This window comes from Phreatobacter stygius (genome assembly GCF_005144885.1).
Taxonomy (GTDB): domain Bacteria; phylum Pseudomonadota; class Alphaproteobacteria; order Rhizobiales; family Phreatobacteraceae; genus Phreatobacter; species Phreatobacter stygius.
Genome location: NZ_CP039690.1, coordinates 3,868,498 through 3,884,739 on the forward strand (window position 1 = coordinate 3,868,498; position 16,242 = coordinate 3,884,739).

Here is a 16,242-nt window from a genome sequence, read left to right on the forward strand (position 1 = left end):
CCCAATGGGAGCGCGTCACCGCTCCATATGTCGAATTGATTTCCTTTTCCGAACCTATATAAAAAACCTATGAGGCACACGCAGCTCCGCTCGTTCCACGTGGTTGCCGATGTCGGCAGCGTGACGGCGGCTGCGCGCCAGCTCCATGTCAGCCAGCCGACGCTGACGACCCAGATCCGCGCGCTCGAAGAAGACTATTCCGTCGAGCTTTTCGTCAGGGCCGGCGGGCGTTTGCGGCTGACCGAAGCGGGCGAGCAATTGCAGCAGATCACCCGCCGCATCTTCGCCGAGGAGGCCGATGCCCGGCACTTCCTGACCGAAAGCAGCGAGCTGCGCACCGGCCATTTGCGGGTTGGCGCGGTCGGTCCGTTCCACGTCACCGAAATGCTCGTCGCCTTCCACGCCCGCTATCCGCAGATCGAGATTTCCGTCTCGGTGGGCAATTCCCACGACGTGCTGCAGAGCCTGCTCGACTTCCGCTCCGACGTCGCGATCCTCGCTCATGTCGAGCCGGACCCGCGGCTGTGGATCTCGCAATACAGCAAGGACCCGATCGTCGCCTTCGGCCGGCGCGACCATCCGCTGTTCGCCGGCGATCGCGCCGGCCTCTCGATCCACGAACTCGACGGCCAGGCCATGGTCATGCGCGAGCACGGCTCCAACACCCGCCGCGCCACCGAGGAGGCCATGGCCAAGGCCAAGGTGACGCCGCGCATCGTCATGGAGATCGGCAGCCGCGAGGCGGTGCGCGAGGCGGTCGCCAGCGGCGTCGGTTTCGGCGTGGTCTCGGTCGCCGAATATATTGGCGACGAGCGGATCACCTATCTGCCGGTGACCGATGCCGAGATCTACAACTATGCCCGCATCGTCTGCATGCGCGACCGGATCCACGCGCGGATGATCGCCGCGTTTTTGGCGGTGACCAAGGGGGTGAGGCGGTCGCGGGGTGGGTGAGGGGGATCACGCGCTGATCCCCCACCCCCTTCACCCCAGCGTCATCGCAATCCGCCTGAGCATCCTGATAAACTCCGCCTTCTGTTCCGGCCCGACGATGCGGTCGAGTTCGGCGTCGTGTTCGGCGGCGCGGGCGGTCAGTTCGGCGAGCAGGGCTTCGCCGGCCTGGGTCAGGTTGAGGGTGTAGCTGCGCCGGTCGTTGGCGGCGCGGTCGCGTTTGACCAGGCCGCGCTTCACGAGGTCGTCGAGCGCCGGCGTGAGGGTCGACTTGTCGCGGCCGCTGGCCCGGCCGAGCGCGGTCTGGGTCAGGCCCGGGTTCTCGCTGATCAGGGTCAGGATGGCGAAGCGCCGGGGTTTCAGGTTGGGGTCGCCGACCCGCGCGGCGAAGGCGCGGAACGAGGCCTCCTGGGCGATGCGCAGGTGAAAGCCGACGAGATTGCTCAAGGGCCCGAGGCGCACTGCGTCGTCGGCTGGACCTTCGGCCTTGGCGGTCGGCTCGGCCGGACGTTTCGCCATTGATACCTCGACTGCGATGTCATCTTGAAAGCGCGCGCAGGGCGCGCGCCGGCTGAAGGGGCCCGTCAGCGCAATCCGTTGTGCGGGGCCTCCCGTCAACCATGAATCGCACGCGACATCCGGCCGCGCAAGACGATCTTGACATCAACTGTCGGATATCAAACTATCTCGTCAACCCGCTGGTGATTGTCCCATGTACACAGCCTCGACGGCCTTTCTCGAAGCCTTGGACGCCGCCGGCGTGAGCTATCTCTTCGCCAATCTCGGCAGCGATCATCCGGCACTCGTCGAGGCCCTGGCGGAAGCCCGCGCCCATGGCCGGCGCGTGCCCACCATGATCACCTGTCCGAACGAGATGGTGGCGCTGACCGCCGCCCAGGGCCACGCCCAGGTGTCGGGCCAGGCCCAGGCGGTGATCGTCCATGTCGAATGTGGCACCCAGTCGCTCGGCGGCGCGGTGCACAATGTCGCCAAGGCACGCGTGCCGGTGCTGATCTTCGCCGGTGCCTCGCCGTTCACCCAGCATGGCGAGATGACCGGCAGCCGCAACGAGTTCATCCAGTGGATCCAGGATGTCCACGACCAGCGCGGGCTGGTGCGCGGCTACATGAAATATGACAACGAGATCCGCACCGGCCGCAACATCAAGCAGCTGACCTGGCGCGCCCTGCAATTCGCCCATTCCGACCCGAAAGGCCCGGTCTATCTGATGGGCGCCCGCGAGGTGATGGAAGAGCAAGTGCCGCGCATCGAGGCGGACCCGGCCGACTGGGCGCCGATCTCGCCGGCCGCCCTGCCGCAGGGCGCCGTGCACGAGCTTCTGAACGACTTGGCGCGCGCGCGCCGGCCGTTGATCGTCACCTCTTATCTCGGCCGCAACGTCAAGGCGGTGGCCGAGCTGCAGCGGCTGGTCGGGCCGCTTGCCATCGCGGTGATGGAATCGGTGCCGAACGCGGTCAACCTGCCCCATGACGACCCGATGTATCAGGGCTGCCAGTGGAACGAGCCGGTGCAGAACGCCAGGCTCGCCGAGGCCGACGTGGTGCTGGTGCTCGATTCCGACGTGCCGTGGATCCCGACTGTTTCAAAACCGCGCGCTGACGCCCGCATCTGGCATATCGACGTCGACCCCTTGAAGGACCAGATGCCGCTCTGGTCGATCCCGGCGCGGCGGGTGTTCCGCGCCCATGTCGAGACGGCGCTGGCGCAGCTCAACGAAGGCCTCGGCCGCGTCAAGCTGGACGAGGCCAGGATCGCCGAGCGGCGCGCCCATTACATGGCCGAGCACGAGGCGCGGCGGGCCCGGCTGAAACGGCTCGAGGCGCGTCCCGCCAATGGCGTGATCACGGCCGAATATGTCACGGCCTGCGTCCGCGCCCATGTCGACGACCAGACTTTGGTACTGAACGAGGCGATCACCAATTACCCCGTGGTGGTCAACCATATCGCGCCGCGGCGCGCCGGCCAGATGCTCAATTCCGGCGGCGGCAGTCTCGGCTGGGCCGGTGGTGCCGCCATCGGCGCCAAGCTCGCCGATCCCGCAAAGACCGTCATCACGCTCACCGGCGACGGCTGCTACATGTTCTCGCAACCCTCCACCGTCCATTGGATGGCGCGGCAATACAGGACGCCGTTCCTGCAGGTGGTGTTCAACAATCGCGGCTGGCGCGCGCCGCGCTATTCGACGCTGGCCGTGCACCCTAGCGGGTATGCCAGCCGCTCGGATGATCTCGGCGTCGCCTTCGATCCGCCGCCCGACTATTCGGCGATCGCGGCTGCCGCCGGCGGCGCCTTCGCGCGCAAGGTCGAGACCGTCGACCAGGTCGAGGAGGCCATTGCCGCCGGCCTGCACGCGGTGAAGACCGAGGGCCGCGCGGCGGTGCTCGACGTCTGGCTGCCGCATCTGATGGAAGGCTGAAGACGAGGCTCAAGAAGATTTCGATCCGCGGCAGCAAACGAACGCGGACGGAGAACCAACAGGGAGGACGGGATGGCAACGAACAAGGCATCGGCGGGCGTCGGCCGCCGGCAAATCTTGCAGTCCGGGCTTGGTCTCGGCATGGCGCTGGCAGCCCCCGGGCTCGCCCGCGCCCAGGCCTGGCCTTCGCGCAATATCCGCATCGTCGTGGCCTTTCCGGCGGGCGGCGCGGCCGACATCGTGGCGCGCCAGCTGACCGACCGGCTGACCGCCGAATGGGGCCAGTCGATCATTGTCGAGAACCGCGCAGGCGCCGGCGGCAATCTCGCCGGCGCCGAGGTGGCGCGCAGCGATCCGGATGGCCACACGCTCCTGATCACCTCCAGCTCGGCGGCGATCAATCACCTGCTCTATGCCCGCATGGCGGTGGACAATTACAAGGACCTGGCGCCGGTCACCATGGCGATCACCGTGCCCAATGTGCTGGTGGTGCCGGCCAATTCGCCGGATCGTTCGATCGCCGACGTGCTGGCGCGCGCCCGCGCCAATCCGGGCAAGCTCACCTATGGCTCCGCCGGCATCGGCACCTCGATCCACATGGCTGGCGAACTGTTCAAATACCTCGCCAAGGTCGACCTGGTGCACGCGCCTTATCGGGGCGCCGGGCCGGCCATGACCGACCTGATCGGCGGCCGGCTCGACATGATGTTCGACACGCTCACCGTCTCGGCGCCGCAGATCCGCGGCGGCCAGATCCGGGCGCTCGGCGTCACCTCGAAAGAGCCCTTGCCGTCGCTGCCGGGCGTGCCGCCAATCGCCAGCGTGCTGCCGGGTTACGAGATGATGTCCTGGTTCGGCTTCTTCACTGCCGCGCGCACCCCGCCGGCCATCATCGACAGGCTTGCATCCGGCCTCAACGGAGCGTTGCATAACCCGGACGTCGTGGCGCGGCTCGCCGACATGGCCTCGACCCCGGTCGGGACGGGTCCCAAGGCGCTCGCCGATGCCATGCAGGCGGAGGTCAAGCTGTGGGAGCCGGTGATCAAGGCCGCCAATATCCGCATCTCCGAATGATCGTGTCGCAGTGAAAGACCAGAACGACATCGGGCGAAAAGCCCGAACCCTTGAGGGAGGGACACCATGACGGACGCTCTGAAACCTGACCGCCGCAGCCTGATCGGCGGGCTTGCCGCGGCAACCGTGATCGGCGCGGCCGGCGCCCGCGCGCAAGCCGCGGCGCAGCCGGTGAAGATCGGCTTCTCGATCTCCAAGACCGGGCCGAATGCCGGCGGCGCCAATGTCACGACCCTGCCGAACTATCAGCTCTGGGCCAAGACCGTGAACGATGCCGGCGGCCTCAATCTCGGCAGCTCGCGCCGGCCGATCGAGCTGATCGAATATGACGACCGCTCGCAGTCGGAAGAGGCGGTGCGCAATGTCGAGCGGCTGATCAACCAGGACAAGGTCGACATCGTGCTGCCGCCCTGGAGCACCGGGCTCAACCTGGCGGTCGGGCCGGTGCTCAACCGGGCCGGCTATCCGCATCTGGCGGTCACCTCGGTGACCGAGCGCATTCCGGAACTGGCGCAGCGCTGGCCGAATGCCTTCTTCTTCCTCGGCCGGTCCTCGGCCGCGGCCGAAGCGCTGATCACCAAGCTCACCGCGCTGCGCCAGTCCAACGGCCTCGGCGATACCGTGGCGCTGGTCTCGGTGCAGGATCAGTTCGGCATCGAACTCGTCAATGTCGCGCGGCCGGCGCTGCTGAAGGCCGGCTTCAAGATCGTCATGGACCGGCAATATCCGCTCGGCAGCCAGGACCTGGCGCCGCTGGTGACCGAAGCGGCCCGGCTCAATCCGGAAATCTTCATTGCCTTCTCGTACCCGCCGGACACGCTGGCGCTGACCGAACAGGCACGCATCGCCAGGCTCAGCCCGAAAGTGTTCTATACCGCCGTCGGCACCGCCTTCCCGCTGTTCAAGCAGCGTTTCGGCGCCAATGCCGAAGGCATCATGGGCATTGGTGGCGTCGATACCGCGAGCCCCAAGATCCGCGACTATGTCGCCCGCCACGTCCAGGTGGTCGGCCGGCCGCCGGATGGCTGGGCCTCGCCCGTCACCTATGCCTCGCTCGAGGTGCTGCAGCAGGCGATCGAGCGCACCCGCGGCGTCGACCGGGCGGCGCTGATCAAGGAGATCGCCACCGGCTCGTTCGAGACCATTGTCGGCACCATCAAGCTGCAGAACAACCAGCGCATCGAACAGGCCTGGGTCGGCCAGTGGCAAGGCGACCAGTTCGTCGCCGTCGGCCCGCCGGGAGTGGCCGGCGTGCAGCCGTCGAAATATCCAAAACCGGCCTGGTCGCAGACGTGAAGTCGGGCGCGGGGAGGGGACGCCCTTCCCGCGTTCACCAGCAAACGGAGGGCTCGGTCGGCCCTTTCAGTGCACTACGTCATCCCCGGCCGATCGAGCCCGACAGGGCGAGTGAGGGGAAGGGGATCCAGGGGTCGCGGGGCAGTGTGTCGACTCCTGGATCCCCTTCCCCTCGCCGGCGCAGAAGCAAGGGCTTCTGCTCGGGCTCGGCCGGGGATGACGTATGGTGCTGCGGGGTGGTTTGCGACGTCCGAAGCTGCAGCACGGTCGTAGATGATCTGACGGCGAGACCCGGAGGCGGTGAAGCACCGCCTCTGACAGTGCAGGCCCTCTTGCGTTTTCTCATGCGTTCGCCGGGAAGCGGTTCCCATGTATCTCGTTGACGTCGTTCTCTCCGGCCTGGTGCTCGGCGGCATCTACGCGCTGATCGCCATGGGCCTGTCGCTGCAATATGGCGTCGCCCGGATCATGAATCTGGCTTATGGCGAGTTCACCATTGCCGCCGCCTTCGGCGCCTATGTGCTGTTCTCGCTCGCCGGCATCAATCCGATCCTGGCACTGGCGGTGGTCATGCCGCTGTCCTTTGCGCTGAACTGGCTGATCTACCGGGTGCTGATGACGCCGCTGGTCCGGCGCGCGCCCACGGCCGGCGCGCTCGAGGTCGATACCATCCTGGCGACCTTCGGCCTCTTGTTCGTGGTCCAGGGCGTGCTGCTGGTGATCTTCGGCGGCACCTATTTCAGCTATTCCTATCTCGCCATTCCGGTCGAGGTGATCGGCTCGACGCTCGCCGCCAACCGCCTGCTCGCCGCCCTGATCGCGCTGGCGCTGGGGCTTGCCCTCTATCTCGCCCTGACCCGTACCCGGATCGGCACCGCCGTGCGCGCGGTCGCCGCCAGCCCGGCCTCGGCGAGCCTCGTTGGCATCGACACCGCGGCCTATGCGGCCTTCGCCTTCGCGCTCGGCGGCGCCTTGGTTGCCGCCTCCGGCGTGCTGGTCTCGATGTTCCTCACCTTCAACGCCTCGATGGGCGTGGTGTTCACCATGAAGGCGCTGATCGTCGTCATCATGGGTGGCGTCGGCAATATCCTCGGCTGCCTGGCCGCCGGCCTGCTGCTCGGCCTCGCCGAGGCGCTGGGCGGCGCCTTCATCGACACCGGCCTGACGCTCGCCATCAATTTCGCCCTGTTCCTCACCGTGCTCTTGATCAAGCCCACCGGCCTGTTCGGAAAGGCCGCCCGATGACCGCCCGCGGCCTCGTCGCCCCGCTTCTCGTCGTCGTGGCCGCGGCCCTGCTGGCGCCGCTGCCGCTGGTCATCGACGCCTATTGGCAGTCGCTGGTCATCAACATCCTGATGTATGTGGCGCTGGCCACCGCCTGGGCCTTGTTCTCCGGCCCGACCCGTTACGTCTCGCTGGCAACCGTCGCCTTTTTCGGCCTCGGCGCCTACACCATGGCCTTTCTCGGCGAGACCTTGCCCTGGCAGGCGGTGCTCGCCGCTTCCGCGGTCCTCGGCGCGCTGGTCGCTTCCATCGTCGGCCTGTCGACGCTGCGCCTGTCGGGTGTCTATTTTGTCGTCTTCACCTTCGGCCTTGCCGAGCTGGTGCGCCAGCTGGTGACCTGGGGTGAAGCGAAATTCGGCGGCACGGTCGGCCGCTTCATCTTCGTCGACATCACCCAGCGCGACATCTACTGGCTGCTGCTCGGCCTCTGCGTGGTGATCTTCCTTGCCGGGATCTGGATCGGCCGCTCCAGGCTCGGCTGGGCGCTGCGCGCCATTGGCGAGGACGAGACGGTGGCCCGCCATTCCGGCGTCGATGCGACGCGGGCGAAGGTCCTGGTCTTCGTCGTCAGCGCCACCTTCATGACCGTCGTCGGCGCGATCATGGCGCCGCGCTGGACCTATATCGACCCGACCATCGCGTTTAATCCGATCGTCTCGTTCCAGGTGCTGATCATGGCGCTGCTCGGCGGCGCCGGCCGGCTCTACGGCCCGCTGCTCGGGGTCATCCCGCTGGTGCTGCTGTTCGAGGTGCTGTCGGCCAATTTCCCGAACTATTTCTCGATCCTGCTCGGGCTGGTTTTCCTCGGCGTCGTCTATTTCGTGCCCGACGGCGTTGCCGGCCTGATCGGCGGCGGCCGCCGAACCACCAAGAGCGCGGCCAAAAGCGCGGCCCGCCGCGCCCATCCGGCGGAGTGAGGTCATGGCCGCGCTCATCGAGATCTCCGGATTGTCCAAGGCCTTTGGCGGACTGCGTGCGGTCGACGGCTTCAGCGCCAGCATCGGCCGCGGCGAAGTGGTTGGCCTGGTCGGACCGAACGGTTCCGGCAAGACCACCGCGCTCAACCTGATCACCGGCAATCTGCCAGCCGACGACGGCATCATCCGCTTCAACGGCCGCCGTATCGAGGCTATGCCGGCGCACCGGATCACCCGTGCCGGCATAGCCCGAACCTTCCAGCTGGTCCGCGTCATGCCCTCCATGACCATTGCCGAAAATGTCGCCGTCGGCGCGATCTTCGGCGCGGCACCTTGCCGGCCGGCCGAGGCCATGGCGCGTGCCGTGCCGCTGCTTGCCCGTGTCGGGCTCGGCGCCAGGGCCCACCAGCCGGCGGCAAGCCTCACCTATATCGACCAGAAGCGGCTGGAACTGGCGCGTGCGCTCGCCGGCCGGCCGTCGCTGCTGCTGCTCGATGAATGGCTGGCGGGCTTGAACCCGACCGAGCTCGACGAGGGCATCGCGCTGATCCGGACGATCGCCCGGGACGGCATCACCATCATCATGGTGGAACATGTGATGGATGCGATCCGCGCGCTCTGCGGCCACTGCATCGTGATGAATGCCGGCCGCAAGATCGCCGAGGGCACGCCGGCCGAGGCGCTGGCCGACCCCGCCGTGGTCAAGGCCTATCTCGGAGACGACGATGCTTGAGGTCGCAAGGCTCTCGGCGGCCTATGGCCCGCATGTCGCCATCGACGGCGTCTCGCTGTCGGTCGGGCCGGGCGAGACGGTGGCCATTCTCGGCTCCAACGGCGCCGGCAAGTCGACCTTGCTGAAAGCCATCGCCGGGCTGGTGCCGGCGGCCGAGACCAGCTCGATCCGGCTGAACGGCCTGGCCCTCACCCGGGCATCGCCCCATGCCATCGTCGAGGCCGGCGTGGCGCTGGTGCCCGAGGGTCGCGGCATCTTCGCCGACCTGACGGTGCGCGAGAACCTGAGCCTCGGGGCCTTCCCGCGGCGGGCGCGGGCGAGCGAAGCGCGCGCGCTCGATCATGTGCTGTCGCTGTTCCCCAGGCTGAAGGAGCGGCTCGGCCAGCAGGTCCGCACCATGTCGGGCGGCGAACAGCAGATGGTGGCGATCGGCCGGGCGCTGATGTCCAGGCCCGATCTCTTGATGCTCGACGAGCCTTCGCTCGGCCTGTCGCCCTTGATGACCAGCGAATTGTTCAAGGCGCTGGATCAGGTCAAGCAGGCCGGCATGGCGATCCTCCTGGTCGAGCAGAACGCCCGCAAGAGCCTCAGGCTCGCCGACCGGGCCTATCTCATCGCCAATGGCCGCATCGTCGGCGAGGGGTCGGCCGGCCAGCTCGCCGAGGACCCGAAGGTCGCCGCCGCTTATCTCGGCGGCGTGCCCCGGCCCGCGCCATCACCCCAGCCGCTTTTTGCCAGACCCGCCCCCGACGCGCCGCCGCCGTCGCCGCCCCATAAGGAGATCCCCATGAAGCACGTCAACCTGATGATCGATGCCCACGAGATCGGCGCTGCCGACGGCCGCACCTTCGACCGGCTCGATCCCCTGACCGGTTCGGTCGCGACCCGCGCCGCCGCGGCCACCGTTTCTGACGCCATCGCCGCCGTCGACGCCGCGGCCGCCGCCTTCGTCACCTGGTCGCAGACCGGCCCGAACGAGCGGCGCGCCAAGCTTGTCGCAGCCGCCGACCTGATGCTGGCGCGCGCCGAAGACTTCGTCCAGTCGATGATGACCGAGACCGGCGCGACCCGCGGCTGGGCCATGTTCAACGTCACGCTCGCCGCCGGCATGCTGCGCGAGGCCGGCGCCATGACCACCCAGATCACCGGCGATGTCATCCCGACCGACAAGCCGAACAACCTGGCGCTGGCGATCCGTCAGCCGGTCGGCGTCATCCTCGGCATCGCGCCCTGGAACGCCCCGGTCATTCTCGGCGTGCGCGCGCTCGCCATGCCGCTCGCCTGCGGCAATACCGTGGTGTTCAAGGCATCCGAGATCTGCCCGGCGACCCACCAGCTGATCGGCACCGTGCTGCGCGACGCCGGCCTGCCCTCGGGCACCGTCAATATCGTCACCAATGCGCCTGATGATGCCGCCAAGGTGGTCGAGACGCTGATCGCCCACCGGGCGGTCAAGCGGGTCAATTTCACCGGCTCGACCCATGTCGGCCGGATCATCGCGGAGACCGCCGCGCGCTATCTGAAACCCGCCCTGCTCGAGCTCGGCGGCAAGGCGCCGCTGGTCATTCTCGACGACGCCGACCTCGACGAGGCGGTCAAGGCCGCGGCCTTCGGCGCCTTCATGAACCAGGGCCAGATCTGCATGTCGACCGAACGGATCGTCGTCGACGCCAAGATCGCCGATGTCTTTGTCGAGAAATTCGCGGCCAAGGCCAAGTCATTGCCTTATGGCGATCCGCGTTCCGGCAATGTCGTGCTCGGCTCGCTGGTCTCGGCCGATGCCGCCAGACGGGTCATGGACCTGGTCGACGACGCAACCGCCAAGGGCGCGACGCTTGCGAGCGGCGGCACGCTCGACGGCACGGTCATGCCGGCGACCATTCTCGACCACGTCACCCCGTCGATGCGCATCTATGGCGAGGAGAGTTTCGGCCCGGTCGTGACGGTGGTCCGGGTTTCCGGCGACGAAGAGGCGATCCGCATCGCCAACGACACCGAATATGGCCTGTCCTCGGCGGTGTTCTCGCGCGATATCGCGCGCGCGCTCGGCGTCGCCAAACGCATCGATGCCGGCATTTGCCACATCAATGCCCCGACCGTGCACGACGAAGCCCAGATGCCTTTCGGCGGCATGAAGTCGTCGGGTTATGGCCGCTTCGGCGGCAAGGCGGCGATCGAGGCCTTCACCGAGCTGCGCTGGATCACCATCCAGACCGGGCCGAGGCCTTATCCGTTCTGAGGAGGGGGTGGGTCAAAGGCGAAAAACGCAACCCAATCAACCCTCTCCCAAAGGGAGAGGGTGGCAGCGTCAGCTGCCGGGTGAGGGGTGGTCCATTTCCGGATGGAGCTGTATCCGGCGCGAGCCTCGGCATCAGGCCTCGACGCCTACGCCCCTCACCCGCCGGCTCCGCCGGCACCCTCTCCCTTTGGGAGAGGGTTGATATATCTGCGCCTTCTCGTGCAAGGACCGCTGGGCCGGACCCGACACCCGTCACGCGCGGCGCGCCTTCGACCCACCCGCAACGATCCGCTCCAGATAGTCGGTCTTGCTGAAACGCATGTGGTCGACGCAAAGCTGCGCCAAGGCCCAGCTGTCGCGGCCCCTCAACAACGCGATCATGATGTCGTGCTGCTGGCGCGAGATGCGCAGGCCCTCCGTGTCGGCGAGGTTCTTGGCCCGCATCGGCAAGGTCAGGCCCATATAGTCCTGGATCGAACGCACCAGGTAGGGATTGCCGCAGGCCGCGAACAGCGCGATGTGAAAGGCGTCGTTGGTCTCGTGCATCAGGCGGAGATCGCCGATATCGCCATAGTGGCAATAGCGCGCCTGCAGCTCGGTCAGCCGGTCGATCAGTTCGGGCTCTGCCGGCAGCGGGATCATCAGCGCCGCCTGGCGCGTCAGCATCTCGCGCACCTCGTAGATCTGCCGGACCTCCTCGGCCGAATAGGACGAGACGGTGGCGCCGACATTTTTTTCGCGCCGGACCACGCCGGTGCGTTCGAGCTGGACCAGGGCCTGGCGGATGAAATGCCGGGTCGCGCCATAGCGCGCCATCAGCACGTCCTCGACCAGCCGCGAACCCGGCGCCATCAGGCCGAAGATGATGTCCTCCTCGAGCTGGCGCAGCACCTCCGCCTGCTCGTCGCGGCGGGTGGGACCAAGATCCAGATCGGTATCCGTTGCCATCGGTCAGGTTTGCCGGAGATTCACAGGAAAGGCAGGATTATCAATAATCACGGGCCTTGTCTTGTCGACATGACGAGAATGGCTGGCCTCCGAACCCCGATCGTTGACAATACTGGCCTGCAGGTTGACGGTGCGGCCGACACGCGACGATCGTTCGGAAAGGCAAGCTAAATGACCAAGGGACTGCGCAAGGGGCTGACGAGTTATGGCGACGCGGGGTTTTCGCTGTTCTTGCGCAAGGCCTTCATCAAGGCCGCCGGCTATTCCGATGATGCGCTGGACCGGCCGATCGTCGGCATCACCAACACCCACAGCGACTACAATCCCTGCCACGGCAACGTGCCGCAGCTGATCGAGGCGGTGAAGCGCGGCGTCATGCTCGCCGGCGGCATGCCCATGGTGTTCCCGACCATCTCGATCGCCGAGAGCTTCGCCCATCCGACCTCGATGTTCCTGCGCAACCTGATGGCCATGGACACCGAGGAAATGGTCCGCGCCCAGCCGATGGATTCGGTGGTGGTGATCGGCGGCTGCGACAAGACGCTGCCGGCCCAGATCATGGCGGCGGCGAGCGTCGACCTGCCGACCATCGTGGTGCCGGTCGGGCCCATGGTGGTCGGTCATCACAAGGGCGAGGTGCTCGGCGCCTGCACCGACTGCCGCAGGCTCTGGGGCCAGCATCGGGCCGGCGAGATCGACGAGGACGAGATCGAGATCGTCAATGGCCGGCTCGCGCCGTCGGTCGGCACCTGCATGGTCATGGGCACGGCCTCGACCATGGCCTGTGTCACCGAGGCGCTGGGCTTGTCCTTGCCGATGAGCGCATCGATCCCGGCGCCCCATGCCGAGCGCATCCGTTCGGCCGAGGCGAGCGGCCGGCGCGCCGCCGAAATGGCGGTGAGCGGGGCCCCGCGCCCGAGCGAGCTCCTGACACCGTCAGCCTTCCGCAATGCCGCGGTGGTCATGCAGGCGATCGGTGGTTCGACCAATGGCGTCATCCACCTCTCGGCCATCGCCAACCGGACCGCGCACAAGCTCGACCTCGACCTGTTCGACACGCTCGGCCGCAATGTGCCTGTTCTGGTCGACCTGAAGCCGTCGGGCGCCCATTACATGGAGCATTTCCACCATGCCGGCGGCGTGCCGAAACTGTTGAAGCAGCTCGGTGACCTGATCGATCTCGACGCCATGACCGTGTCCGGCCAGACGCTGCGTGAGATCGCCGCTGGCGCCGAGGACGTGCCGGGCCAGGACGTCATCCGGCCGCGCGACAATCCGATCAAGCCCGAGGGCTCGATGGCGGTGTTGAGCGGCAATCTCGCGCCGCGCGGCGCCATCATCAAGCACGCCGCGGCAAGCGCCCGGCTCCTGCAGCACACCGGCCGCGCCGTGGTGTTCGAATCGGTCGAGGACATGACCAGCCGCGTCGACGATCCCGATCTCGACGTCACCGCCGACGACGTCCTGGTGCTGCGCAATGCCGGGCCGAAAGGCGCGCCCGGCATGCCTGAAGCCGGCTATCTGCCGATCCCGAGAAAGCTCGGCCGCCAGGGCGTGAAGGACATGGTGCGCATTTCGGACGCACGCATGAGCGGCACCGCCTTTGGCACCATCGTCTTGCACATGACGCCGGAATCGGCGGTCGGCGGGCCGCTCGCCTTGGTCCGCTCCGGCGACATGATCCGGCTCGACGTCGCCGGCCGGCGCATCGATCTCCTGGTCGACGAGGCCGAGCTCGCCCGGCGCCAGGCGGCGCTGCCGGTGGCGCCGACGCCGGCCTGGGCCAGGCGCGGTTATGCCAGGCTGTTCCATGAAACCGTGCTGCAGGCCGACGAGGGCTGCGACTTCGACTTCATGGTCGAGCGCGGCGAGGGGTAGGGGGCGGGCGTCCCGGATTAATGCAAGGCCGTCTTCGAAGTGAAAGGCTCAACGCGACCGACCCTCTCCCAGAGGGAGAGGGTGGCGCCGTCAGGCGCCGGGAGAGGGGTTGTCCATTTCCGGATCGGGCGGCACGCAGCGTGAGCGCCGGCACCAATTCTGAAAGCCCACGCCCCTCACCCGCCCGCTGACGCGGGCACCCTCTCCCTCTGGGAGAGGGTTTGCACGCGCTCGGCCTCATCCGTACCCTTTGCCCGTTCCCCGCGCACGTCTACTCAGCTCGCAGGCAATTCCGCCAAGACCCGAACTCTCTCCTCAAATTCCCGCTTGACGGAAACCGGGCTTGCTGCTGCTATTGACTAACTGGTTAGTTTGTATGGACGGGACCCGATGGCAGCCGAACACCGAACTCAGCGCGTCCGGGTCGCCGTCGATATCGGCGGAACCTTCACCGATATCGCGCTGTCGACCGAGGCCGGGCTGGTCCACGAGAGCAAGATCTCGTCGACGCCCGACGATCCGAGCCGCGCGGTGGTCGAGGGGCTGGCCCAGCTCTTGGCCGAACTGGACATTGCGTCCGGCGCGGTCGCCGAAATCCTCCACGGCACCACAGTCGGCTCCAACACCATCCTGCAGCGTTCCGGCGCGCGCACCGGCCTGATCACCACCCGCGGCTTTCGCGACGTGCTGGAAATCGGCCGCATCCGCATGCCCGACATGTTCGACCTGACCTGGGACAAGCCGAAGCCGCTGGTGCCGCGCCGCCACCGCATGGAGGTGACCGAACGGCTCGCCGGCGATGGTTCGGTGGTGACGCCGCTGTCGGAGGCCGATGTCATCGCCGCCGGCCGGGCGCTGGTCGAGGAGGGCATCGAGGCGGTCGGCATCGCCTTCATCAACTCCTACCGCAACCCGGTCCACGAGCGCGAGGCCGAGGCCATTCTCGCGCGCCATTTCCCGCAATTGCTGGTCACCACCTCCTGCGCCGTGCTACCCGAAATGAAGGAATATGAGCGCACCAGCACGACCGTGGTGAACGCCTATCTCTTGGCCGCCATGCGCGCCTATCTGCAGAAGCTGGAGACCGGTCTGCGCGCCATCGGCATCGCCGCGCCGATCCTGGTGATGACCTCCAATGGCGGCATGCTGGCGGCCGCCGCGACCTGCGAAAAACCCGTCCTGGTCGTCGCCTCCGGGCCGGCCGGCGGCGTCATTGGCGCGGCCCGTCTCGGCCTTGCCCGCAACGAGCGCGACATCATCGTCTTCGACATGGGCGGCACCACCGCCAAGGCCGTCATCATCGAGGATGGCCGTCCCACCATGACCTCGGAATATGAGTTTCGCGACGGCATGTCGGCGTCGAGCCGTTTCATCAAGGCCGGCGGCTATATGCTGAAGGTGCCGGCGATCGACATTGCCGAGGTAGGCGCCGGCGGCGGCTCCATGGCCGGCATCGACAAGGGTGGCCTGCTGGTGGTCGGGCCGCAATCGGCCGGCGCCGTGCCGGGGCCGGCCTGCTACGGCCTCGGCAATGATCGCCCGACGGTGACCGACGCCAATGTCGTGCTCGGTTTCGTCAATGCCGAGCAACTGGCCGGCGGCCGGCTCGCCATCGACCGGCGGCTGTCCGAAAAGGCCATCGACGCCCATGTCGGCACGCCGCTCGGCCTCGAGACCGCGGACGCCGCCCATGGCATTCGCGCCGTCGCCAATGCCGCCATGGCGCGCGCCATTCGTGCGGTCACCGTCGAGCGCGGCCGCGACCCGCGCGACCTTACCCTGATGGCCTTCGGCGGCAATGGCGGCGTCCACGCGCCGGATCTCGCTCGCCAGCTCGGCATCCCCCGGGTGGTGGTGCCGCCGCTGTCGGGCATTTTCTGCGCGGTCGGCATGCTCGCTTCCGACGTCGAGCATACCGGCCTTGCCACCGTCACCCGGCCGCTCGCCGCCATGACGCCGGCCGAGCTCAAGGGGTTGAAGGACGAGCTGCAGGCCGATGTCGGCGCAAGGCTGACCCAGGACGGTTATCCCGCCGCCCGCAGCGAATTCCTGTTCGAGGCCGATCTCCGCCACGAGGGCCAGGCGACCGAGCTGACCGTGGCCTTTGCCGGCGAGGACCTCGACACCATCCGCGAACGCTTCGTCGCCGAATATTTCAAGACCTATGGCTACAAGGACACCACCCCGATCGAGCTGATGAAGCTGCGCATCATCGGTCGCGGCTTGCGTGAGAGCCGGCTGGATTTCGCCGACATGAAGATCGCCCATCGGCCGGGCGCGGCAAAAACCAGCACGCGCGAGGTGGCTTTCGCCCGTGGCGACCGGCCGGTGCCGGTCGGCATCGTCACCCGCGCCGCGATCGGCGCCGAGCCACGCCAGGGTCCGCTGATCATCGAAGAATATGACGCGACCATCGTCGTGCCGCCGGATGCCCGCGTGCATCGCGACGCCATCGGCTGCATCGTGCTGGAATTTGGAGCCTGAT

12 protein-coding genes and 1 pseudogene are annotated in these 16,242 nt (G+C 67.5%); 11 read left to right on the top strand and 2 right to left on the bottom strand.

Annotation, left to right across the window (positions count from 1 at the left end):
- Nucleotides 1-69: 69 nt before the first annotated feature.
- Complete coding sequence (locus E8M01_RS18215; protein WP_136961420.1) at nucleotides 70-954, top strand: LysR substrate-binding domain-containing protein; 885 nt, start codon at nucleotides 70-72, stop codon at nucleotides 952-954.
- A 30-nt stretch (nucleotides 955-984) separates the two neighbouring features.
- Here E8M01_RS18215 and E8M01_RS18220 read toward each other — a convergent pair whose 3' ends face one another.
- A complete protein-coding gene (locus E8M01_RS18220; RefSeq protein ID WP_136961421.1) occupies nucleotides 985-1,470 on the bottom strand; it encodes a MarR family winged helix-turn-helix transcriptional regulator in 486 nt (161 codons plus the stop codon).
- 193 nt (nucleotides 1,471-1,663) lie between these two features.
- Here E8M01_RS18220 and E8M01_RS18225 point away from each other — a divergent pair, with 193 nt between their 5' ends.
- The 8 genes and pseudogenes from E8M01_RS18225 to E8M01_RS35550 all read left to right on the top strand — a co-directional run bounded on the left by E8M01_RS18225 (nucleotide 1,664) and on the right by E8M01_RS35550 (nucleotide 10,931).
- Entirely contained in the window at nucleotides 1,664-3,388 is a 1,725-nt protein-coding gene (locus tag E8M01_RS18225; protein WP_136961422.1) for a thiamine pyrophosphate-requiring protein, read from the top strand.
- Nucleotides 3,389-3,460: 72 nt separating this feature from the next.
- Nucleotides 3,461-4,462 (top strand): Bug family tripartite tricarboxylate transporter substrate binding protein, encoded by a 1,002-nt coding sequence (locus tag E8M01_RS18230; RefSeq protein ID WP_136961423.1) that lies wholly within the window; start codon nucleotides 3,461-3,463, stop codon nucleotides 4,460-4,462.
- A gap of 66 nt (nucleotides 4,463-4,528) precedes the next feature.
- Nucleotides 4,529-5,758 (top strand): amino acid ABC transporter substrate-binding protein, encoded by a 1,230-nt coding sequence (locus tag E8M01_RS18235; RefSeq protein ID WP_136961424.1) that lies wholly within the window; start codon nucleotides 4,529-4,531, stop codon nucleotides 5,756-5,758.
- A 369-nt stretch (nucleotides 5,759-6,127) separates the two neighbouring features.
- Entirely contained in the window at nucleotides 6,128-7,003 is an 876-nt protein-coding gene (locus tag E8M01_RS18240) for a branched-chain amino acid ABC transporter permease (RefSeq protein ID WP_136961425.1), read from the top strand.
- On the top strand, nucleotides 7,000-7,959 hold the full coding sequence (locus E8M01_RS18245; protein ID WP_136961426.1) for a branched-chain amino acid ABC transporter permease: 960 nt from the start codon (nucleotides 7,000-7,002) through the stop codon (nucleotides 7,957-7,959). Before E8M01_RS18240 ends, E8M01_RS18245 begins: the two co-directional genes overlap by 4 nt.
- A 4-nt stretch (nucleotides 7,960-7,963) precedes the next feature.
- On the top strand, nucleotides 7,964-8,692 hold the full coding sequence (locus tag E8M01_RS18250) for an ABC transporter ATP-binding protein (RefSeq protein WP_136961427.1): 729 nt from the start codon (nucleotides 7,964-7,966) through the stop codon (nucleotides 8,690-8,692).
- A pseudogene (locus E8M01_RS35545) lies at nucleotides 8,685-9,161 on the top strand (ABC transporter ATP-binding protein); the annotation flags it as partial. The gene E8M01_RS18250 and the pseudogene E8M01_RS35545, both read left to right, overlap by 8 nt.
- A gap of 318 nt (nucleotides 9,162-9,479) precedes the next feature.
- Entirely contained in the window at nucleotides 9,480-10,931 is a 1,452-nt protein-coding gene (locus E8M01_RS35550) for an aldehyde dehydrogenase (protein ID WP_246088829.1), read from the top strand.
- A gap of 252 nt (nucleotides 10,932-11,183) precedes the next feature.
- Here E8M01_RS35550 and E8M01_RS18260 read toward each other — a convergent pair whose 3' ends face one another.
- Nucleotides 11,184-11,879 (bottom strand): GntR family transcriptional regulator, encoded by a 696-nt coding sequence (locus E8M01_RS18260; RefSeq protein WP_136961429.1) that lies wholly within the window; start codon nucleotides 11,877-11,879, stop codon nucleotides 11,184-11,186.
- Nucleotides 11,880-12,050: 171 nt separating this feature from the next.
- Between E8M01_RS18260 and E8M01_RS18265 the strand changes: the two genes are divergently transcribed.
- Nucleotides 12,051-13,757: an IlvD/Edd family dehydratase gene (locus tag E8M01_RS18265; RefSeq protein WP_136961430.1), complete on the top strand. Its 1,707-nt coding sequence runs from the start codon at nucleotides 12,051-12,053 to the stop codon at nucleotides 13,755-13,757.
- 390 nt (nucleotides 13,758-14,147) lie between these two features.
- Nucleotides 14,148-16,241, top strand: a complete 2,094-nt coding sequence (locus E8M01_RS18270) for a hydantoinase/oxoprolinase family protein (RefSeq protein ID WP_136961431.1) — start codon at nucleotides 14,148-14,150, stop codon at nucleotides 16,239-16,241.
- Nucleotide 16,242 lies beyond the last annotated feature (1 nt).